The organism is Leclercia adecarboxylata (assembly GCF_023639785.1).
GTDB lineage: Bacteria > Pseudomonadota > Gammaproteobacteria > Enterobacterales > Enterobacteriaceae > Enterobacter > Enterobacter adecarboxylatus_D.
Genome location: NZ_CP098325.1, coordinates 1046001 through 1066328, shown reverse-complemented (window position 1 = coordinate 1066328; position 20328 = coordinate 1046001). Strand labels below are relative to the sequence as shown.

General features: G+C 56.8%; 17 protein-coding genes and 1 other annotated feature. Of the genes, 6 read left to right on the top strand and 11 right to left on the bottom strand.

Going from position 1 to position 20328, the window contains the following annotated elements; genetic code table 11:
- The first annotated feature begins 27 nt into the window (after nt 1-27).
- Together NB069_RS04965 and ybaK are read left to right on the top strand one after the other, a co-directional pair.
- Nucleotides 28-822, top strand: a complete 795-nt coding sequence (locus NB069_RS04965) for a TraB/GumN family protein (RefSeq protein WP_250588074.1) — start codon at nt 28-30, stop codon at nt 820-822.
- Nucleotides 823-1023: 201 nt separating this feature from the next.
- Nucleotides 1024-1503 (top strand): Cys-tRNA(Pro)/Cys-tRNA(Cys) deacylase YbaK, encoded by a 480-nt coding sequence (gene ybaK, locus NB069_RS04960; protein WP_138369705.1) that lies wholly within the window; start codon nt 1024-1026, stop codon nt 1501-1503.
- Between the two features lie 119 nt (nt 1504-1622).
- Here ybaK and ushA read toward each other — a convergent pair whose 3' ends face one another.
- The gene (gene ushA / locus NB069_RS04955; protein ID WP_250588072.1) at nt 1623-3275 is read right to left on the bottom strand and encodes a bifunctional UDP-sugar hydrolase/5'-nucleotidase UshA; all 1653 of its coding nucleotides are present in this window, start codon (nt 3273-3275) and stop codon (nt 1623-1625) included.
- A 163-nt stretch (nt 3276-3438) separates the two neighbouring features.
- On the opposite strand from ushA, the gene NB069_RS04950 reads away from it, so the two are divergent.
- Both NB069_RS04950 and ybaL read left to right on the top strand, forming a co-directional pair.
- Nucleotides 3439-4644 (top strand): MFS transporter, encoded by a 1206-nt coding sequence (locus NB069_RS04950; RefSeq protein ID WP_250588070.1) that lies wholly within the window; start codon nt 3439-3441, stop codon nt 4642-4644.
- A 234-nt stretch (nt 4645-4878) separates the two neighbouring features.
- Complete coding sequence (ybaL, locus tag NB069_RS04945; protein WP_250588069.1) at nt 4879-6555, top strand: YbaL family putative K(+) efflux transporter; 1677 nt, start codon at nt 4879-4881, stop codon at nt 6553-6555.
- A 103-nt stretch (nt 6556-6658) separates the two neighbouring features.
- On the opposite strand, the gene NB069_RS04940 is transcribed toward ybaL, so the two are convergent.
- The 9 genes from NB069_RS04940 to NB069_RS04900 all read right to left on the bottom strand — a co-directional run bounded on the left by NB069_RS04940 (nt 6659) and on the right by NB069_RS04900 (nt 16154).
- Nucleotides 6659-7963, bottom strand: coding sequence for an inosine/guanosine kinase (locus NB069_RS04940; protein WP_250588067.1), 1305 nt, complete (start codon nt 7961-7963; stop codon nt 6659-6661).
- A gap of 62 nt (nt 7964-8025) precedes the next feature.
- Entirely contained in the window at nt 8026-8988 is a 963-nt protein-coding gene (gene hemH / locus NB069_RS04935) for a ferrochelatase (protein ID WP_250588063.1), read from the bottom strand.
- Nucleotides 8989-9233: 245 nt separating this feature from the next.
- Nucleotides 9234-9878, bottom strand: a complete 645-nt coding sequence (gene adk, locus NB069_RS04930) for an adenylate kinase (RefSeq protein WP_250588056.1) — start codon at nt 9876-9878, stop codon at nt 9234-9236.
- Nucleotides 9879-10074: 196 nt separating this feature from the next.
- On the bottom strand, nt 10075-11949 hold the full coding sequence (gene htpG / locus NB069_RS04925; RefSeq protein ID WP_250588054.1) for a molecular chaperone HtpG: 1875 nt from the start codon (nt 11947-11949) through the stop codon (nt 10075-10077).
- 111 nt (nt 11950-12060) lie between these two features.
- Complete coding sequence (gene recR, locus NB069_RS04920) at nt 12061-12666, bottom strand: recombination mediator RecR (protein WP_250588052.1); 606 nt, start codon at nt 12664-12666, stop codon at nt 12061-12063.
- Complete coding sequence (locus NB069_RS04915) at nt 12666-12998, bottom strand: YbaB/EbfC family nucleoid-associated protein (RefSeq protein ID WP_014882811.1); 333 nt, start codon at nt 12996-12998, stop codon at nt 12666-12668. Before NB069_RS04915 ends, recR begins: the two co-directional genes overlap by 1 nt.
- A 53-nt stretch (nt 12999-13051) precedes the next feature.
- The gene (gene dnaX / locus NB069_RS04910; RefSeq protein ID WP_250588048.1) at nt 13052-14983 is read right to left on the bottom strand and encodes a DNA polymerase III subunit gamma/tau; all 1932 of its coding nucleotides are present in this window, start codon (nt 14981-14983) and stop codon (nt 13052-13054) included.
- Nucleotides 13658-13722, bottom strand: a sequence feature (DnaX frameshifting element). It overlaps the preceding gene by 65 nt.
- Nucleotides 14984-15072: 89 nt before the next feature.
- Entirely contained in the window at nt 15073-15624 is a 552-nt protein-coding gene (gene apt, locus NB069_RS04905) for an adenine phosphoribosyltransferase (protein ID WP_010428187.1), read from the bottom strand.
- Between the two features lie 152 nt (nt 15625-15776).
- Nucleotides 15777-16154: a DUF454 family protein gene (locus tag NB069_RS04900; protein ID WP_250588046.1), complete on the bottom strand. Its 378-nt coding sequence runs from the start codon at nt 16152-16154 to the stop codon at nt 15777-15779.
- A gap of 50 nt (nt 16155-16204) precedes the next feature.
- On the opposite strand from NB069_RS04900, the gene priC reads away from it, so the two are divergent.
- Nucleotides 16205-16732 carry a primosomal replication protein N'' gene (gene priC / locus NB069_RS04895; protein WP_250588036.1) on the top strand — a complete coding sequence of 176 codons (528 nt, stop codon included), beginning with the start codon at nt 16205-16207 and terminating at the stop codon, nt 16730-16732.
- Nucleotides 16733-16744: 12 nt separating this feature from the next.
- A complete protein-coding gene (gene rsmS / locus NB069_RS04890; protein WP_250588032.1) occupies nt 16745-16906 on the top strand; it encodes a pleiotropic regulatory protein RsmS in 162 nt (53 codons plus the stop codon).
- A gap of 54 nt (nt 16907-16960) precedes the next feature.
- Here rsmS and mscK read toward each other — a convergent pair whose 3' ends face one another.
- Nucleotides 16961-20308: a mechanosensitive channel MscK gene (gene mscK / locus NB069_RS04885; RefSeq protein ID WP_250588030.1), complete on the bottom strand. Its 3348-nt coding sequence runs from the start codon at nt 20306-20308 to the stop codon at nt 16961-16963.
- Between the last annotated feature and the right edge of the window lie 20 nt (nt 20309-20328).

Sequence of the window (20328 nt, the reverse complement as noted above, 5' to 3'; positions counted from 1 at the left end):
CATGAATTTTTCATTCAGGGAGCGCGTATGGGTCTGTTTCAACGTCTGAAAGCATCGTTTCGCGCCCTCTTCCCCCGCCGCTATCGCTGGCCTGGACTCGATATCACCCTTCCCGGCGGGCAGCATCTGCATTTAGTCGGCAGCATCCATATGGGCACGCGGGATATGTCTCCCCTGCCCGAGGGACTGATTAGCCGCCTGCGGCATGCCGATGCGCTGATCGTCGAAGCGGATATCTCCGGGGATGAGTCGCCTTTCGCCGGGCTTGCCATCCCGCCTCCGCTCGAAGAGCGTCTTAGCGCCACGCAGCTGGCTGAACTGCAGCGGGTTGCCGACGAGCTTGGCTTATCGATCTCCATGCTTGAGAGCCAGCCGCTTTGGCAGATCGCGATGGTATTGCAGGCCACCCAGGCGCAGCGGCTGGGGTTACGGGGCGATTACGGCATCGATTACCAGTTACTGAATACCGCACGCGCGCAGCAATTGCCGGTTATCGAACTGGAAGGCGCCGCCAGTCAGATTGCCCTGCTGCGCCAGATGCCCCACGACGGTTTGCTGCTGCTGGAGGACACGCTCACCCACTGGCATACCAATGCCCGACTGCTGCAAACCATGGTGAGCTGGTGGCTGGATTCGCCCCCTGCCGTTGACCGGCTGGCGCTGCCGGCCACGTTCAGTGAATCGCTGTATGACGTGCTGATGCACGAGCGCAATCAGGCCTGGTGCGAAAAGCTGCACGCGCTGCCTGCCGGGCGGTATGTGGTGGCGGTTGGAGCGTTACATCTGTACGGCGAGGGAAATTTGCCGTCGTTGCTGAGATAAAAAAAGTGGCCAATATTTCTATTGGCCCGTCAAAGAGGAATTTCATCATTGTTATTATGCCGGAGGAGACCTCCGGTTCAGAAGATTGTCGCTCAAAGTGACCATCACTGCCAACACTATATGCGCAAGATGGTGCTATTTTTTAGCCTCTTTTGAGGCGTATTCTTAAGGCATTTATTGTCAAGGCCAGGAAGGATTGCTATGACTCCCGCCGTTAAATTACTCGAAAAAAACAAGATTGCGTTCAGGATCCACAGCTACGACCACGATCCGGCTGAAACCAATTTTGGTGATGAAGTGGTGCGCAAACTGGGTCTGAATGCGGACCAGGTCTATAAAACGTTGCTGGTCGCGGTGAATGGCGACATGAAACACCTCGCCGTGGCGGTGACGCCGGTTGCCAGCCAGCTGGACCTGAAAAAAGTCGCAAAGGCGCTGGGCGCGAAAAAAGTGGATATGGCGGACCCGATGGTTGCGCAACGCACCACGGGTTATCTGGTCGGTGGGATCAGCCCGCTGGGGCAGAAGAAGCGCCTGCCAACGCTCATAGATGCCCCTTCACAGGGGTTTGACACCATCTACATCTCCGGCGGCAAGCGCGGGCTGGATATTGAACTGGCGGCGGGCGATCTGGCGAAAATGCTGGACGCGCAGTTTGCGGATATTGCGCGCCGGGATTAAAAAAACGCCGGGTGGCGCTGCGAGGTAAAAGCAAAACGGTAACAGGCGTTACCGTTTTTTGTGTTCGCGCCCTCTCCCGGTGGGAGAGGGTTGGGGTGAGGGCATCAGGCCGCACAACACTACTGCCAGCTCACTTCACCTTTCGGTTCATAGGCATTCACATCCAGAGGAGAGTTCTGCTGGATGTACTGCTTGAGCACCTCGGCGTCGATAAAGCCGGTATTCACATAGCCCGGTTTATTATCGATATGCGGATAACCATCGCCGCCGGTAGCGTTAAAGCTTAAGGTTGCCATCCGGTAGGTTTTGGCTGGATCCACCGGTTCACCCTTGATCTTCAGGTCGCTGAGCACGCCGCCCTTCGCCACAAAGCTGACGTTGGCAAACTGCGGGTAGGCCCCGGAGTCCGGCTTCATCTGTGCTACCGCGGTCAGATAGTCCGTCACCTCTTTGCCGCTCATATCGACATACACCAGCACGTTGCCAAACGGCTGCACCTTCAGCACATCTTTATAGGTAATGTCCCCGCCTTCGATGGAGTCGCGGATCCCGCCGCCGCTCATCACCGCAAAGTCGGCTCCGGTGCGCGCCATCTGCGCGGCCAGAATCAGATGCCCCATATTGGTCTGCACAAAGCGCACCTTGCTGCGATCCCCTTCCAGTCGGCCGTTGAGCGTGCCGATCTTCACATCCAGCTGCGCCTTGCCCTTATTCTGGAACGGCGTCAGGAGGGAGAGCATCTGGGGGTTTTCTGCAATTTCTGGCGTATAGAGAACACGCTCGCTCTGACCGTTATCGTAAGTCACCTTCTTCTTCAGGTTGACCGGGATCAGCTGGTAGTGCACCAGCTTCATCTCGCCGTTGCGGAATTCAAAATCGGCGCGGCCCACGTATTTGCCCCACTCGTGCGCCTGCACAATCCAGATCCCGTTCTGCTTGTCCGGCGCGCACGGCGTGCCTGGCACGTAATCCACCTGCTTTTTGTTTTCCGACGCCATGCAGACCGGATCCTGGGAGTGGCCGCCCACAATCATCGCCAGCGACCCCGTCGGCAGGCTGCGCGCCATCTCAACATCACCCGCCGCGTTCGAGCCGTGCTCGCCGTTGTCGTAGTGCCCCATGTGGGTGGTGGCGATAATCACGTCCGGTTTTTCGTTCTGCTGCAGCTCCTGGATCACCAGCTTCGCTTCGTCGGCCGGTTTACGGAATTCGATGTCGGTAAAATATTCCGGGTTGCCGATTTTCGCCGTGTCATCGGTGGTCAGCCCCACGACCGCAATTTTAATATCCTGGCGTTTGAAAATGGCCCAGGGTTTAAATAAGCGCTCGCCGGTGCTTTTTTGATAAATATTGGCGGAGAGGAACGGGAATTTAGCCCACTTCTCCTGCTGGCGTAATACTTCGATGGGATTATCAAACTCATGGTTACCTACGGCCATCGCATCGTAACCAATCAGATTCATGCCGCGAAAATCGGGTTCAGCATCCTGCAAATCAGACTCCGGCACGCCGGTATTAATGTCACCGCCGGAGAGCAGCAGCACGCTGCCGCCTTTTGCCGCCACCTCTTTACGGATCCCGTCCACCAGCGTTTTCTGCGCCGAAAGGCCATATTCGCCGTATTCGCTGCGCCAGAAGTGGCCGTGATGATCGTTGGTATGCAGGATGGTGATGTTATAGGTTTTATCTTTTTCCCAGGCCTGGGCTGGCAGGCTGAGCAGCCCGCACGCGGCTATTATTGCCAGCGCGAGGCCTCGCTTCATTAACTTCATTTCTTCACTCCCTGATCTTCGGACAAACGCAAAAATTACAATGAGTCATCAGAATAGACAAATATGTTTTCAGAATTGCGACTTTCCTCAAATGTCAGGGACAGGTATGTTAGTCAGATAATAATTACACCCTGCACTTCCAATAACAATCGACGTGGTATTTATGGCAATCAGCGAATCTACTCCTCCGGTGTCGGCGGCTAAGGCCCGCACCTCATTTGGCATTCTCGGCGCAATCAGTCTTTCGCATCTGCTTAACGATATGATCCAGTCGCTTATTCTGGCGATCTACCCGTTACTGCAGTCCGAGTTTTCTCTTACCTTCGTGCAGATCGGCATGATCACCCTCACCTTCCAGCTGGCGTCGTCGCTGCTGCAACCGGTGGTAGGTTACTGGACGGATAAATATCCGATGCCGTGGTCACTGCCGATTGGCATGTGCTTTACCCTGAGCGGCCTGATCCTGCTGGCGATGGCGGGCAGTTTTGAAGGTGTGCTGGTGGCAGCCGCCCTGGTGGGGACCGGCTCGTCGGTCTTCCATCCAGAGTCGTCACGCGTGGCGCGCATGGCCTCCGGCGGCCGTCACGGTCTGGCACAGTCGCTGTTCCAGGTGGGCGGCAACTTCGGTAGCTCCCTCGGCCCCCTGCTGGCGGCGGTGATTATCGCTCCGTACGGCAAAGGGAACGTGGCCTGGTTCGTGCTGGCGGCGCTGCTGGCGATTGTGGTACTGGCGCAAATCAGCCGCTGGTATGCCGCCCAGCATCGGGTCAATAAGGGCAAACCAAAAGCACCGGTGATTAATCCCCTGCCGCGCAATAAGGTGATTCTGGCAGTCAGCATTCTGCTGATGCTGATTTTCTCCAAATACTTCTACATGGCGAGTATCAGCAGCTATTACACCTTTTATCTGATGGAAAAATTCGGATTATCGGTTCAGAACGCCCAGTTTCACCTCTTCGCCTTCCTGTTTGCGGTTGCTGCCGGAACCTTTATTGGTGGGCCTCTGGGGGACAAGATCGGGCGTAAATATGTAATTTGGGGCTCTATCCTCGGCGTTGCCCCCTTCACGCTTATTTTGCCCTACGCAAGCCTGTGGTGGACGGGTGTTTTAACCGTGATCATCGGCTTTATCCTTGCCTCTGCCTTTTCTGCCATTCTGGTTTATGCCCAGGAGCTGCTTCCGGGGCGTATCGGCATGGTTTCCGGGCTGTTTTTTGGTTTTGCTTTCGGGATGGGCGGCCTTGGCGCAGCGGTATTAGGGCTGATTGCAGACCATACCAGTATCTTCCTGGTCTATAAAATCTGCGCTTTCCTGCCTCTTCTTGGGATGTTGACTATATTCCTGCCTGATAACCGGCATAAAGCCTGATTTATCTGCGGTCAAACTCCGGGTTTGACCGCAGCCTTTCCTGATGCCATAAGCCTTTCTTAACACTGCCTCTTAAAAATCGTCCTGTTCTGCTTCTGTTTAACCCTTATTGCTGTTTTTATCAAAATTCAAGAATTATTCATAAACATAATCATTAATTTTGTCATAAACTATTACACGGCTTTTTGGTTTAACGACCAAAAATGGAGTCACACAGCAACGAAAGGAGACGGAATGCACCACGCCACACCGCTTATCACCACCATTGTTGGTGGTCTTGTACTCGCTTTTATCCTCGGCATGATTGCCAACAAGCTGCGTATTTCCCCCCTGGTGGGCTATTTACTGGCGGGCGTGTTAGCCGGTCCGTTTACCCCTGGTTTTGTTGCTGATACTAAACTTGCCCCGGAGCTGGCGGAACTTGGCGTGATCCTGCTGATGTTCGGTGTGGGTTTGCATTTTTCCCTGAAGGATTTGATGGCGGTAAAGTCGATCGCCATTCCCGGCGCGATCGCCCAGATAGCCGTGGCGACGTTGCTGGGTATGGCGCTTTCAGCAATGCTGGGCTGGCCGCTGATGACCGGCATCGTGTTTGGTCTGTGTCTTTCCACCGCCAGTACCGTGGTGCTGCTGCGCGCGCTTGAAGAGAGACAGCTGATAGACAGCCAGCGGGGGCAGATCGCCATTGGCTGGCTGATTGTTGAAGATCTGGTGATGGTCTTAACCCTGGTGCTGCTGCCTGCGGTCGCCGGTATGCTCGAAAAAGAGAACGTTGGCCTGGCTTCGCTGGCGCTGGATATGAGTATCACCATCGGGAAGGTGGTGGCCTTTATCGCCATTATGATGCTGGTTGGCCGCCGCCTGGTGCCCTGGATCCTCTCCCGCAGCGCGGCGACCGGCTCGCGTGAGCTGTTTACTCTCGCCGTACTGGCGCTGGCGCTGGGCATTGCCTTCGGTGCCGTGGAGCTGTTTGATGTCTCCTTCGCGCTGGGCGCCTTCTTTGCCGGAATGGTGCTGAACGAATCGGAGCTGAGCCACCGTGCCGCTCACGATACCCTGCCCCTGCGCGACGCCTTTGCGGTGCTGTTCTTCGTCTCCGTAGGGATGCTGTTCAACCCGATGATTCTGATTGAGCAGCCGCTGGCGGTGCTTGGCACCCTGGCGATCATTATCTTTGGTAAGTCGGTAGCGGCTTTCTTCCTGGTGCGCATGTTTGGTCACTCGCCGCGCACCGCGCTGACCATCGCCGCCAGCCTCGCGCAGATCGGTGAATTTGCCTTTATCCTCGCAGGCCTGGGCATGGCGCTGGATCTGCTGCCGCAGGCCGGGCAAAACCTGGTGCTGGCGGGGGCGATCCTCTCCATCATGCTGAACCCGGTGCTGTTCGCCCTGCTGGAGAAATACCTCGATAAAACCGAAACCCTCGAAGAGCAGACGCTGGAAGAGGCTATCGAAGAGGAGAAGCAGATCCCGGTGGATATCTGCAACCACGCCCTGCTGGTCGGCTTTGGCCGCGTCGGCAGCCTGCTGGGTGAGAAGCTGATGGCCCAGGGCATTCCGCTGGTGGTGATAGAAACGTCCCGCACCCGCGTGGACGAGCTACGCGAGCGCGGGATCCGTGCGGTGCTGGGGAATGCGGCGAACGAAGAGATCATGAATCTGGCGCATCTGGACTGCGCCCGCTGGCTGCTGCTGACCATCCCTAACGGTTACGAGGCCGGTGAGATTGTGGTATCTGCCCGTGAAAAATGTCCGCAGCTGGAGATTATCGCCCGGGCGCATTACGACGACGAAGTGGAATACATTATGGAACGCGGCGCGAACCAGGTGGTAATGGGCGAGCGCGAGATTGCCAATACCATGCTGTCGCTGCTGGAGAAGCCGCCGCTTGAAGCGACGGTGACGGGATAAAACTTGTGCGGCCTGATGCTCTCACTCTGGCCCTCTCACACGGGGAGAGGGGGTTCACGTTCCCTCTCCCCTGTGGGGAGAGGGTTAGGGTGGGGGTTTTCTTTTACCTGTCCCAGTACGACTCTTCCAGGCTATCTTCCCGCTCCGGCAGGCCGCGCGTTAAGCGCGGTGAGTGCTGGTTCAGCACCTGATAGCTTACGCGGTTCGCATACTTACACACCTGCGCCAGCGACGAGTAGGTCAGCCAGTTAAACTTGTGTTTGCTGGAGTTCGGCACGTTGGTGCGGTGGAAAGCGTTGGCGGTGATATCGTGCAGCAGCGCAGCCAGCGCGCCGTCGCCTGCCCCGTTGGTGTTCATGATCTTCTCCGGGCCGCCCATATACGGAGCGATATGGGAGAAGATACGCAGCGGATTCACGCAGTCTTTATGGCGCATCGCACGGCTGAATTCAAACTGGTTGAACTCGGCGATGGCCCCCGGCAGCAGCGGATGCTGGGTTTTGCGTTTCGCCTCTTCTTCGGTGAAACCGGCCATATACAAGCCTACCGGCCCGGCGGTGCAGAGCACCAGATCGACCCAGTCCAGCGCCTTGTCAGAGGCCAGCAGCGGATCGCTCTCCCCGGTCAGGGCTTCGGCCTCTTCTTCATTCATTGCCAGAATCGAGACGTGTTCTTTCAGGAACGCCTGCCACCACTCGGGGTTATCGGCGATAACGAATTTGGTTCCCAGGGTCAGGACGACCGGCACATTGTATTTCTTCGCATACTCCACCGCCTTCATGGTCGCATCCGGCATCGGCTCGCCCGGCTTGCAGCGCACCAGATAGGAGGTCAGCACCAGCGCTGATGCACCCGCAATCACCGCTTCCGGGATGCTCTCGGCGCGCAGCTTGTTCATGTGCCCCGGGCTGATGGCGAAGGTACGTTCGCCGGATTCCCCGATCAGCGTGAAGCAGCGGCCAATCGCCCCGTCCACACCCTGCAGATAGTTGAGATCGGTACGGCTGGAAGTATTGCAAAGGTAGCGGTAGGCGTAGCTGCCAATTTCGATATTGCTGCACATCACGCCCAGCAGAACGGAGCGATCGTCCGCCAGTACGGAGTAGTTGTGCATGGTGTTGCCGATGGTGCCACCGGCAAACTGATGGGTGATGAGGTTATCCCGCACCAGCTCCTGATAGAGCGCTTCCGCCACATCGTCTTCAATAACCAGAGAGTGCCCGGCACTCAGGCCGTAACGCGCGACAAACGCATCGTCCACTTTAGCTTCAATATCCACCAGCGTCTGATCGATGCCCACCACCCAGGCGGCATTGGTTTCATTTTCCGGCTGAATTTGCTGGAGCAGCGGATCGCGGGCGTTAACGGGAAAGTAGTGTTTAGATTTACGTTTACCGGGAAATTTCATGTTCTGGGCTATGAGTGACGGATGGGCCGGGAATGGTAGCACAAACCCGGCTCAGAGTGCGATCAGCGGCTGTGGGTCACCAGCGACACCATCATGTCGATGTGCTCAGGGTCGTCGTTAAGCGCCGGAATATACTCATACTTTGTGCCGCCCGCTTCGAGGAAGAATTCCCGGTTTTGCACCGCGATCTCTTCCAGGGTTTCCAGACAGTCCGACGCAAAGCCCGGCGACATCACCTGAATATGCTTCACCCCCTTCTCGCCCAGCATTTTCAGGGTCTCGTCGGTATAAGGGGTCAGCCACGGCTCGCGGCCAAAGCGCGACTGGAAGGTCATCATCACCTTCTCCGGCGGCAGGCCGAGGGCAGAAACCAGCTCCCGGGTGGTGTCGCGACAGCGCTGCGGGTAATCATCCCCTTCGTCGGCAAATCGCTGCGGAATACCGTGATAGGAGAGCAGCAGCAGGTCCGGCTCGCCGTGTTTCTCAAAGGACGCGCGGGCGCTGCTGGCAAGGGCGTTGATGTACAGCTCGTTATCCGCGTAATCGCGAATAAAGGTCACGCCGGGAATGCGGCGGCGAGTGGCCAGAATACGCGCCAGTTCATCCCAGACTGCGGCCACGGTGGAGCAGGAGTATTGCGGATAGAGCGTCAGCACCACAATGTGATCAACGCCCTGGGCCAGCAGATCGTCGACGGCGCTTTTCAGGGAAGGTTTTCCGTAGCTCATGCCCAGCGCCACCGGCATATCCGGCAGACGGGCGGCCAGCGCTTTCTCCTGACGACGGCTGTAGACCATCAGCGGCGAGCCCTCCTCCATCCAGACGGACTGATAGAGCTTTGCCACACGCGGAGAACGGATCGGCAGAATGATGCCGCGCAGCAGGGGCCACCACAGGAGTCTTGGGGTATCCACGACGCGAGTGTCGCTTAAAAATTGTCGCAGGTAGCGTTTTACCGCCGCTGGAGTAGGTGCTTCTGGGGTACCCAAATTGGCAAGCAGGATGCCGGTTTTCGCCTGACTCATTCACGCCTCATAACCATTTGATAGGTTGTCAATTGTAGCGGAAATGCGTTTAAACGAAACCCATTGCTGTGATAGGTAAGATGAGAATATTTCTCACCCGGGGACCCGGGTGAGAACCACGTCATCCTTCAGGCTGCCTCTTTGTTGGCTGCGCACTTTCACCCCAGTCACATAGTGATCTATGTTCCTGGGGATTCGCGTGCTTGCCGCCGCGATGCAGCCCGAATGATTTAGTGGTGGCGCGATTAGCCGAGGATCTTTTCCAGCTCTGCACAAACATCAGCAACGGCTTTGGTGCCGTCAACTTTCGCGTATTTGGTGTTACCCGCCTGCGCTTCTTTGGTGTAGTAGCCGATCAGCGGCGCGGTCATCTGATGGTATTCCACCAGGCGCTTACGCACGGTCTCTTCCTGATCGTCTTTACGGGTGGTCAGCTCTTCGCCGGTCACGTCGTCTTTACCTTCCACCTGAGGTGGGTTGAACTTCACGTGGTAAACGCGGCCGGAAGCAGCGTGTACGCGACGACCGATGATACGGTCTACGATCAGTTCGTCCGGTACGTCGAATTCCAGCACGTAATCCACATTGATGCCCGCTTCTTTCATGGCATCAGCCTGAGGAATGGTACGCGGGAAGCCGTCCAGCAGGAAACCGTTACGGCAGTCTTCCTGAGAAATGCGTTCTTTAACCAGAGCGATAACCAGCTCATCGGTTACCAGCTTGCCGGCATCCATAATGTCTTTCGCCTGTTTACCCAGCTCGGAGCCAGATTTAACAGCGGCACGCAGCATGTCACCGGTAGAGATTTGCGGAATACCGTATTTCTCCATGATGAACTGAGCCTGAGTTCCTTTACCCGCGCCCGGAGCGCCAAGCAGAATAATACGCATTGCGAAAATCCCCTCAAAAGTCGATTCAATTTTTCAAAAAGCGCTAAACAATACCATCAGAACGGGTATCGCTCAAGGAAGGCGGGAGGGCTGAAACGGTTAATGAGGGGAGATTATTTGGTTTAGTGCGGTCTGGTGCCCTCACCCCGGCCCTCTCCCACGGGGAGAGGGAGAAGACCAGGGGAGGCTTGGTCAGTTACGCCAGCAGCAGCGCATTCACGCGCTTGATGAACTGGTTCGGATCTTCCAGCGTGCCGCGTTCGGCCAGCAGGGACTGATCCAGCAGCAGTTCAACCCACTCGGCGAAGCGGGCTTCGTCCTGCGTTTCGGCTGCGCGTTTCACCAGGGCGTGATCCGGGTTCAGTTCAAAGATGTACTTCACTTCCGGTACGCTCTGGCCCGCAGCGGCGAACAGCTTCGCCATCTGGGTACTCATCTCGTCGGCGTCGGTGGTGACGATAGCCGGGGTATCCGTCAGACGGTGGGTGAAACGCACCTCTTTGACGCGATCGCCCAGATGGGTTTTTACGCGCTCAACGAACGGCTCCAGGGCTTTTTCCGCCTCTTTTGCGGTTTCGTCCACTTCATCCGCCAGCTTGTCGATGGACTCATCGGCTTTAGCAACGGACTGGAACGCTTTACCGCTGAACTCGGTCAGGTAGTTCATCATCCACTCATCGATGCGATCGGAAAGCAGCAGCACTTCGATGCCTTTCTTACGCAGCAGCTCCAGGTGCGGGCTGCTCTTCGCCGCGGCATAGCTGTCGGCGGTGATGTAGTAGATCTTCTCCTGCCCTTCTTTCATGCGGGAGATGTACTCTTCCAGCGATACGGTCTGCTCGGAAGAGTCGGTGTGCGTGGAGGCGAAGCGCAGCAGTTTGGCGATAGCTTCGAGGTTAGAGGAATCTTCTGCCGGCCCCTCTTTCAGCACCAGGCCGAACTGTTTCCAGAAGGTCTGGTATTTTTCCGCGTCATCTTTCGCCAGCTTATCCAGCATCTGCAGCGCACGTTTGCTCAGCGCGTTGCGCAGGTTGCGGGTCACGGTGCTGTCCTGGAGGATCTCACGGGAGACGTTCAGCGGCAGATCGTTAGAATCAATCAGACCACGCACAAAGCGCAGGTAGTTCGGCATGAACTGCTCGGCTTCGTCCATGATGAACACGCGCTGCACGTACAGCTTCAGGCCGTGCTTGTGATCGCGGTTCCACATATCCCACGGCGCCTGCGCCGGGATGTACAGCAGGCTGGTGTACTCCTGCTTCCCTTCCACGCGGTTGTGGCTCCAGGTCAGCGGATCGGTAAAGTCATGGGCGATGTGCTTGTAGAACTCGGTGTACTCTTCGTCTTTGATCTCAGACTTGTTACGCGTCCACAGCGCCTGCGCCTTGTTGATCTTCTCCCAGGAGATCACGGTTTCGCCGTCCTGCTCTTCCCGTTTTTCGATCTCTACCGGCAGCGCGATATGGTCGGAATATTTGCTGATGATGGAGCGTACGCGCCAGTCGTTGAGGAAATCATCTTCCCCTTCGCGCAGGTGCAGCGTGATCTCGGTCCCGCGATCGGCTTTGGTGATATCGGCAACGGTGTATTCACCTTCGCCGTGGGATTCCCAGAACACGCCGTTTTCCGCGCTTTCGCCAGCCGCACGGGTGCGTACGGTGACTTTATCCGCCACGATGAAGGCGGAGTAGAAGCCCACGCCGAACTGGCCGATCAGCTGGCTGTCTTTAGCCTGATCGGAGCCCATTGACTGCAGGAACGCTTTGGTGCCGGATTTAGCGATGGTGCCAAGATGATCAATGGCTTCATCGCGGGTCATCCCGATGCCGTTATCCGCGATGGTCAGGGTGCGGTTTTCTTTATCAAACGACACGCGTACGCGCAGTTCGCCGTCACCTTCATACAGCTCTGGCTTCGAGAGCGCACGAAAACGCAGCTTGTCTGCCGCATCAGAGGCGTTAGAGATAAGCTCACGCAGGAAAATTTCTTTATTGGAATAAAGAGAATGGATCATCAGGTGCAGAAGTTGTTTTACTTCTGACTGGAAACCACGGGTTTCTTGTCCTTTCATACTAAGTCGACCTCAACAATGCCATTTAATGGGGTTTAAAAGCGTTGAGGGAGAGATGGGGCCAGGGGGGAATTTTTTCAAGCGGAGGCCGCGTCTGCAGCCTCCGTTTGGTCAGAAAATAATCTTGTGACGACCGGCCAGAGAGTGTGACAGCGTGGTGCCGTCGACCATCTCCAGCTCACCGCCAACCGGAACACCGTGGGCAATACGACTGGCGTCGACGCCCGACTCGGCACACAGCTCGGCGATATAGTTGGCTGTCGCCTCCCCTTCCACCGTTGGGTTGGTAGCGAGGATCACCTCAGCGATCGTTTCCGATTTCAGGCGCTGTTCCAGCCGGTCAAGGCCGATATCATCCGGACCAATACCGTCAAGGGGTGAAAGGTGGCCCATCAGCACAAAGTAGCGGCCAGAAAATTGTCCGGTCTGTTCGATGGCGTAGATGTCCGCAGGACTCTCCACCACGCAAATCTGACCGTTTTCCTGACGACGCGGGTTGGCGCAGATGTTACACACGTCCTGCTCGGTAAAGGTGCGGCAATCGGCACAGTGACCAATTTCCGACATGGCGCGGGTCAGCGCCTGCGCCAGGCGCATTCCGCCGCTGCGATCGCGTTGCAGCAGAGTAAACGCCATACGCTGCGCCGACTTCGGGCCGACGCCCGGCAGGCAGCGCAGCGCTTCCATTAACTGCGTAAGCAGCGGACTGGTTTGCATCAGAACGGCATCTTAAAGCCCGGTGGCAGCTGCATTCCGGAGGATACAGAAGCCATTTTTTCTTTCTGAGTTTCGTCGATACGGCGCGCAGCATCGTTAAATGCAGCGGCGACCAGATCTTCCAGCATCTCTTTGTCGTCTTCGAGCAGGCTTGGGTCGATCTCTACGCGACGGCAGTTATGCGCGCCGTTGATGGTCACTTTGACCAGACCTGCGCCAGATTCGCCAGTGACTTCCATCTGCGCGATCTCTTCCTGCATCTTCTGCATTTTTTCCTGCATCTGCTGGGCCTGCTTCATCAGACCACCCAGACCGCCTTTACCACCAAACATAGGCTTCTCTCTTCTTTCACGTTAAAGATAACAACCGTAAGTCAGACTCACGATCAAATGGGTCGAATACTCTCTTCATCCAGGTCTGCATCAAAGTAACGCTGCAGGGTCTGAATGTTATTATCCGCGATAATCGACTCACGCGCCTGCGCGAGTTTCTCTTCATAAATGGCCTGACGCCACTCCAGCGGCGTTCGCACCGCCGGATTATCATCTTCAATGATGGTCAATTCAACCGGGGCACCCTGTAATGTGGAGAGTGCCTCAGTCAGGACCTGCTGCGCGCTCGCCGAGTTCAGGTGACGCTGGCCCGGGCGCAGATGCAGACAGATTCGGTTGCCGTCCTGCTCGCGCCAGGCGTTAAGCGCTACCTGCTCCACCAGCTTCGGCAGCTTAAGTTTACTGACCTCTGCCGCCCAGGGATCGCGCGCGAGGGACTCCTCGGCAAGTTTGGCGGAGAGTTCAGGCGTTTTCTCATGCTCCAGCGCCTTTTTCAGCGCCTTCGGCGTGGCTATTTCGACCTTCACCTCTTCGGTGACGGTGGTCGCTTTCCAGCGATACGCTTCTTGCTTAACCGGCGCCTTTGGCTCAGACGTCACCGTTGTCGAACGCGACTGGACGCGATCCGTGACCGAAGCCAGACGTTCAAGCGCGGCGTTATTGACCGGCCGCGCTCTTGCAGGCGCTGCCGGTTCACTCTTTTTTGGCTTGGTTGCTCCCTGAGCACGCTGTAGCTGGCTACGGGCAGCCAGCACCGAACTGGTGGCATCCGACAGCGGCACCTCGTGGCGCGGCGGTGGCGCACTCTGCTGCGCGGGCACCTGCGGCGGCGTGAGCACTGCCGTTGGCGCGGCCGGCGCGAACGACTGCGGCTGCACCTCAGGTTCCGGCAGCGGCATGCGCGGATGGAACGCCAGCGCGCGCAGCAATGTCATCTCAACCCCCATACGTCTGTCAGGGGCGAACGGCAGTTCCTTACGGCCAATTAACAGCGTTTGATAGTAGAGCTGTATGTCCGTTGGCGGGATCGTGCGCGCCAGCTCGCGCATCCGCTGTTCGATGGCCACCATATCCGGGCCCAGCGCCGCCGGGGAGAGCTGCACCATCGCAATACGGTGTAGCAGGCTGAGCATCTCAACCAGCAGGGCTTCCCACTCGACGCCGCGTGATGCAGAGGCATTGACCAGCTCCATCACCCGCTCGCCGTTGGCCCCGACAACCGCTTCAATCAGCGACAGCGCCTGATCGTCATCCAGCGTGCCGAGCATTGTGCTCACCGCCTGGGTCGTCAGCTTGCCATCACCGCTGGCAATCGCCTGATCGGTGAGGCTGAGGGCATCGCGCAGGCTGCCATCGGCAGCACGCGCCAGCAGCTGCAATGCACGCGGCTCATGGGCAACCTGCTCTTCGTTGAGAATATATTCGAGCCGATCGCGGATCTGCGTGACGTCCAGCGCCTTCAGATGGAACTGCAGGCAACGGGATAAAATGGTGACCGGCAGCTTTTGCGGATCGGTGGTCGCCAGCAGGAACTTAACGTGTGCAGGCGGCTCTTCCAGCGTTTTCAGCAGGGCGTTAAAGCTGTGGCGCGACAGCATGTGCACTTCATCGATCAGATAGACCTTGAAGCGGCCGCGCGCCGGAGCGTACTGGACGTTATCCAGCAGATCGCGGGTATCTTCGACTTTGGTGCGCGAGGCGGCATCGATCTCAATCAGATCGACAAAACGTCCCTGCTCGATTTCACGGCAGTTATCGCAGACGCCGCACGGCGTCGCGGTGATCCCGCTTTCGCAGTTAAGGCCTTTCGCCAGCAAACGGGCAATAGAGGTTTTACCGACGCCACGGGTGCCGGAAAAAAGCCAGGCGTGATGGATACGTCCTAGCGATAAGCTGTTCGCCAGGGCGGTCAGCACATGTTCCTGGCCGACAACGTCAGCAAAGGTTTGGGGTCGCCATTTACGGGCTAACACCTGATAACTCATGGGCAGGCTCTGCAACGCTGGAAGGTGGATATTCAGGGGGGTAATGCTAACACAACCTCACCCATTGGGCGAGGTTGCGGGCGGGAGGATTAATGTCCCGGGAAAGGCACGAGGCTGTAGCTGGTGATGCCCTGTTTTTCGAGGCGCTGTTCACCGCCCAGATCGAACAGGTTGATGATGAAGGCCGCATCGGTGACTTCACCACCCAGACGACGAATCAGCTTCACGGTGGCTTCAATGGTGCCGCCGGTTGCCAGCAGATCGTCAACTACCAGGACTTTGTCGCCTGGTTTGATCGCATCAACGTGGATCTCAAGCTGGTCGGTGCCGTATTCCAGCTCGTAGCTCTCGGCGATGGTTTCGCGAGGCAGCTTGCGCGGCTTACGTACCGGCACAAAGCCCACGCCCATTGCCAGCGCAACCGGAGCGCCAAACAGGAAGCCGCGGGCCTCGGTTCCTACAACTTTGGTGATCCCCGCGTTTTTATAGCGCTCAACCAGCAGTTCAATGCTGAGAGCATACGCTTTCGGGTCTTCCAGCAAGCTGGTGACATCACGGAAAAGAATGCCAGGCTTCGGATAATCCTGGATGCTTTTGATGCTGTTTTTAAGAAATTCAAGCTGCTGCGCAGTTGCGGTCATAAATGGATGCCTGATGAAAACGGTGTTACTCACGGAGCGGATTAATGGTCGGTCAAAGTAACAATTGTTTAACCTTTGACCAGCTCTGCCCGTGCTCGAAAACGGTCGAATTTACTGGCTGCGCACAAGAATTGCAACAGCCATACTGATGATTATTGCTTTTGTTGCTTTCCATCAACTACGGGGATCCGCCACATGAAAATCAGCAGGCAGGTGAGGATCGCCAGCAGCAGGATCCGCACCCACATGATTTTTACCATCCATAATGAAAGGGCAAAGGTCACGAGGATCACCGCAATGGCCCGTGGCTTAGCGCCGGGGGGCATCGCACGGTACTGTTGCCAGTGACGCAGATAGCCGCCAAACCAGGAGCGGTAAAGCAGCCAGTGGTGAAAACGCGGCGAAGAACGGGCAAAGCACCACGCCGCCAGCAATATAAAGGGCGTGGTTGGTAATAGAGGTAAAACGACGCCGAGCGTGCCGAGCACTACCGCAAGCCAGCCAATGATGATTAGAATAGTACGCTGCATAATGCAAATCGTTATCAAACTGAACGGCTACTGTACCACTGGAGTGCGGATTGAAAACAGCCTTGCTTTTACAGACGTTGCAAAATCAATTGACCACCCTGCGCGAGCAGGCCGCGCCGCTGATGCAGCACGCCACCCTGAAGCCGCGTTTTGACCGGCAGTTGTTCCGCACCCGCAGCACCCTGATGAAAGATTATCTCGATGAAGCCCAGCATCATCTGGATGAGTTGCGCCACGCTGTGGACAACGCGCAGTCTGAGCAGGTCGCCTGGCTGGCCGGTCATCTGGCAGAACAGATTGCCGCCCTGCATCGGGAGATCGCCGCCTGGCCGTTACGCATCTGGGACGGTGCCACTGCGGGCACCACAAAATGGCAGCGCAAGCGTCTGGAACACCAGGAGTTTGAACGTCGGCTATGTGAAATGAAGTCTGAACGCGAGACCCGGCTGAATCAGGCCGAAACGCTGGAAGAACAGCAGATGCTGATGCGCGAAATCACCGCACTTGAAGGACGGCTTGAGCGCTGCCGCAAGGCACTGGATGATATTGAACGCGTGATCGCGCGTCTGACCCGTTAACAGGAGTAGTGTGTGTCACTGGAAAACGCCCCCGATGAAGTAAAGCTGGCCGTCGACCTGATTATGTTGCTGGAGAATCATGCCATTCCGACCGAGACGGTGCTGAAGGCGCTGGAGATTGTGAAGCGGGATTATGAAGGGAAAAGCTCTCCTCAACCCGCCCCTCTCCCCTGAGTAAGAGGAAGCAAACTATACCCTCACCCCTTTGGGGCGAGGGTAAAGGTCATTTCACGCTGGCGTCGGGTCGTCACCCTTAATTTCACGTTTAACTTCAGTATGCTCGTCGCCCTTCTCATTACGCAGATGCACTTCAAGCTGGTTGAACGCGATATTGATGTTGTTCTCGCGGCAAAGGCGTTCGATGGTGCGGTTCAGCTCATCCACCGTGTAGCTACGGTCACGCAATTCACGCACGTACAGACGCAATTCATGATCTAAGGTGCTCGGCCCGAAGGTGGTAAAGAAGACGGCCGGCTCAGGATCGTGCATCACTTTCGGGTGATCCATCGCCGCTTTCAGCAGCACGTTTTTCACCGCATCCAGATCGGAGCCATAAGCCACGCCGAGGCGGATCACCACGCGGGTAATGGTGTCCGAGAGCGACCAGTTGATCAGACGCTCGGTCACGAACGCTTTGTTCGGGATGATCACCTCTTTGCGATCGAAGTCGGTGATCGTGGTGGCGCGAATACGGATCTTGCTGACGGTACCCGAGAAGGTGCCGATGGTCACCGTATCGCCGATACGCACCGGACGTTCGAACAGGATGATAAGACCTGAGACGAAGTTACCGAAGATCTCCTGCAAACCAAAACCAAGACCGACCGACAACGCCGCCGCCAGCCACTGCAGCTTATCCCACGACACGCCGAGCGACCCGAAGACGGTCATGGCGCCAACCACCAGAATCACGTAGTTCAGGATAGTGGTAATGGCGTAGGAGGCCCCCTGGCGCATGTTCAGGCGCGAGAGCACCAGCACTTCCAGCAGACCGGGCAGGTTGCGGATCAAGGCCCAGGCCACCACCGACGAAACCAGCGCAAACAGCAGGCTGCCCATGGTGACGTTTTTCACTACCGCCGCGCCCGCTTCGGTACCGTTGTAGTGCCACAGCGTAATGCTGTCGAGGTAGGCAAAAACGGTGATTAAATCAGACCAGATCGCCCAGAACATCACGCCGAACAGAGCAATCATCACCAGCATGGTAATACGCAGCGTTTGCTGGTTTACCTGCTCCAGAGCGATGGTCGGCTCTTCCTGCGGCTCGGCGCCTTCAGCCCCCTCTTTCACCATATTCTGTCGACGCGCCAGAGCACGACGATAGGCAATACGGCGCGCGGCAACGCTGAGCCCGCGCAGCACGGTCTGATAGAGCAGGTTCCAGATGAGCACCAGATAGACGGTTTCAATCCAGCGGCCTGAAAGACGCAGGGTGGTATAGAAATAGCCGGTTGCCGTCAGCACCATTAGCGCCACCGGAATGACAGAGAGCACGGTGACGGTCACAAGGCGGATGGCATGAGACTCTTTGTCGCGCCAGCTGTCGCGGCACATCGGCCACATCAGCACGCTAATCAGCAGCAGGTTAAGCAGGATAACAAACTGCCCCAGCACATCATCCATCAGATGCAGCGGAGAGAGTTCCGCCACCACGGACCAGAAGTGCAGCGGCAACAGCGCCAGGCTGACGCGCACAATCTGGCGGCGCCAGTGACTGGTCAGCTGGGCAGGCATATTGAAGTGGTTTACCGCCACGCCGTCTTTTTCAAGCACTTTCCAGCACAGGCCAAAGACCAGCCAGAAGAGGGCCAGCTTTTTGCTGAAGGCCCACAGCAGATCGCTGATGTTGAGCTGCATGGTCAGCAGGATCAGGCCAGCAGCAAGGATAAACAGACAGACCGGCAGGGCACGGATCAAATCGATAAGAATCGCTTTCGGGGTGTGAAGCTGGCTGTCATTACGCAGCTGTCCCACCTCCTGCGCCAGCTTCGTCTGGTATTTTTTCAGCCAGGCGAGACGCCAGCGAATCAGGCCGGCAATCAGCAACAGCGGTAGACCCGCCAGGAAAGCAAACGCCACTGCAGGGCCTGCTTTTTCCCAGTTAACGGTGATTTTCATCGCCTTAATCTGGTCTTTCAGCATGCCCGGGAAAGATTTAATCCAGTCCCAGTCCATGGGTTTATTGCTGTTTACCCAGAAGATTTGCTGGGTGAGGATCTCCTGCAGGCTTTTGGATACGCTCACCAGCTGTTGCTGGTTGATCTGCAGGTTAATGGCCATCATCAGCTGATTGCCCAGCTGTTTGTTCATCTGGTCCAGCAGCTCGCGGCGCATATCCACCACCTGCAGCAGCGCATCGTGGACCTCGCTATTGACGTCGCTGCTGTGGCCTTCTTCCAGTCTGGCGACGAAGGCATCGGTCTGGAACAGAGCGTCGCGCTGCTGGTTGACCTCAAACTGCTCAAGTCGCAGATCCGCGATGCGGTTGGTCATGTCCTCCAGCTCATCGGCGGAAGGCAGGGTCTGCTGTTGCTGATAAAGGATACGCGACAGCAGCAGGCTGCCTTTAAGGACGGCAATCTGCTCTTTGATATTACGTTCCGACTGCAGGGCGCGATCCAGCCAGTTTTTCACTTTAATATTCTGCTGAACCAGCGAGTTGCCGTTTTCGGTCGCTTTGATCAAACGCTGGCTAAGCTGATGGTTAATATCCAGCTCTTGCTTCACCAGCGGATTTTCCTGGATACGGGCGTTTTCGTCCGGGTTTACGGCTTCCTGGGCGGTTTTCTCGGTCAGAGTGAGTCGCTTACTGTTCACCGCCTCCTGCAGCAGCTGCAGCTGGTGTTCCAGTCGGTTGATGTTGGCCGTGACATAGTCGCGCTGTTTTTGCAGGGTATCCTGCAAAACGGTGTTGCCTTCCAGGCTCTTACGCTGCTGTTCAATCTGGGCATTCAGCAGAACCTGCTGCGTCAGGAGTAACGTCTGCTGCGTGGGGCGTAACGCCGCCTCCCCCGCAGAGGTACCGTTCAGGCGATTGCGGATCTGCTGCAGTTCCTGAGACGCCGTATACATCGCATTCTGTACACGCTCGGGCTGGGTTTGCAGGGAAACCAGCTGGCTGTTGTAGGTGGCGAGATCGCTCTGGGCTGTTTGCAGGTCGTCCAGAAGCTGGGACACGCGCTGTTCCAGCTGGCGCAATGAGAGCGTCGCCAGCGTTTTGCGGGTTTCGTCATCATTATCGACATCGCTCAGCGCATTCAGGCTTTCGGTCGCCTTGCGCATCGCTTCGGGTGCCTGAGCCACTTTCTGACGTAATTGTGTGGTTTCGGCCTTGACCCGCTCGATCTTATCGATTGTTTCCAGGGTTTCAGTCAGGTCCTTCTGCACCAGCTTATCCTGAGGAGTAAGCTCTTTTTGTTTGCTCAGGCTATCGAGCTGACTCTGAACATCTGCCCGGGTTGGCATGTCACTGGTGTTATCGCCACGCGCAAAGGCAACCGGCGAAGCCAGGAAGGCAAAAAAGAAAACCAGGATAAAGGCAAAAACAGAATGCTGTTTGCGTGTGTAGTGCGACATAATATGTGTAATTTGTGTGA

Coding starts and splice junctions, on each gene's coding strand:
- NB069_RS04965 (WP_250588074.1), top strand. CDS start 28: ATGGGTCTGTTTCAACGTCTGAAAGCATCGTTTCGCGCCCTCTTCCCC.
- ybaK (WP_138369705.1), top strand. CDS start 1,024: ATGACTCCCGCCGTTAAATTACTCGAAAAAAACAAGATTGCGTTCAGG.
- ushA (WP_250588072.1), bottom strand. CDS start 3,275: ATGAAGTTAATGAAGCGAGGCCTCGCGCTGGCAATAATAGCCGCGTGC.
- NB069_RS04950 (WP_250588070.1), top strand. CDS start 3,439: ATGGCAATCAGCGAATCTACTCCTCCGGTGTCGGCGGCTAAGGCCCGC.
- ybaL (WP_250588069.1), top strand. CDS start 4,879: ATGCACCACGCCACACCGCTTATCACCACCATTGTTGGTGGTCTTGTA.
- NB069_RS04940 (WP_250588067.1), bottom strand. CDS start 7,963: ATGAAATTTCCCGGTAAACGTAAATCTAAACACTACTTTCCCGTTAAC.
- hemH (WP_250588063.1), bottom strand. CDS start 8,988: ATGAGTCAGGCGAAAACCGGCATCCTGCTTGCCAATTTGGGTACCCCA.
- adk (WP_250588056.1), bottom strand. CDS start 9,878: ATGCGTATTATTCTGCTTGGCGCTCCGGGCGCGGGTAAAGGAACTCAG.
- htpG (WP_250588054.1), bottom strand. CDS start 11,949: ATGAAAGGACAAGAAACCCGTGGTTTCCAGTCAGAAGTAAAACAACTT.
- recR (WP_250588052.1), bottom strand. CDS start 12,666: ATGCAAACCAGTCCGCTGCTTACGCAGTTAATGGAAGCGCTGCGCTGC.
- NB069_RS04915 (WP_014882811.1), bottom strand. CDS start 12,998: ATGTTTGGTGGTAAAGGCGGTCTGGGTGGTCTGATGAAGCAGGCCCAG.
- dnaX (WP_250588048.1), bottom strand. CDS start 14,983: ATGAGTTATCAGGTGTTAGCCCGTAAATGGCGACCCCAAACCTTTGCT.
- apt (WP_010428187.1), bottom strand. CDS start 15,624: ATGACCGCAACTGCGCAGCAGCTTGAATTTCTTAAAAACAGCATCAAA.
- NB069_RS04900 (WP_250588046.1), bottom strand. CDS start 16,154: ATGCAGCGTACTATTCTAATCATCATTGGCTGGCTTGCGGTAGTGCTC.
- mscK (WP_250588030.1), bottom strand. CDS start 20,308: ATGTCGCACTACACACGCAAACAGCATTCTGTTTTTGCCTTTATCCTG.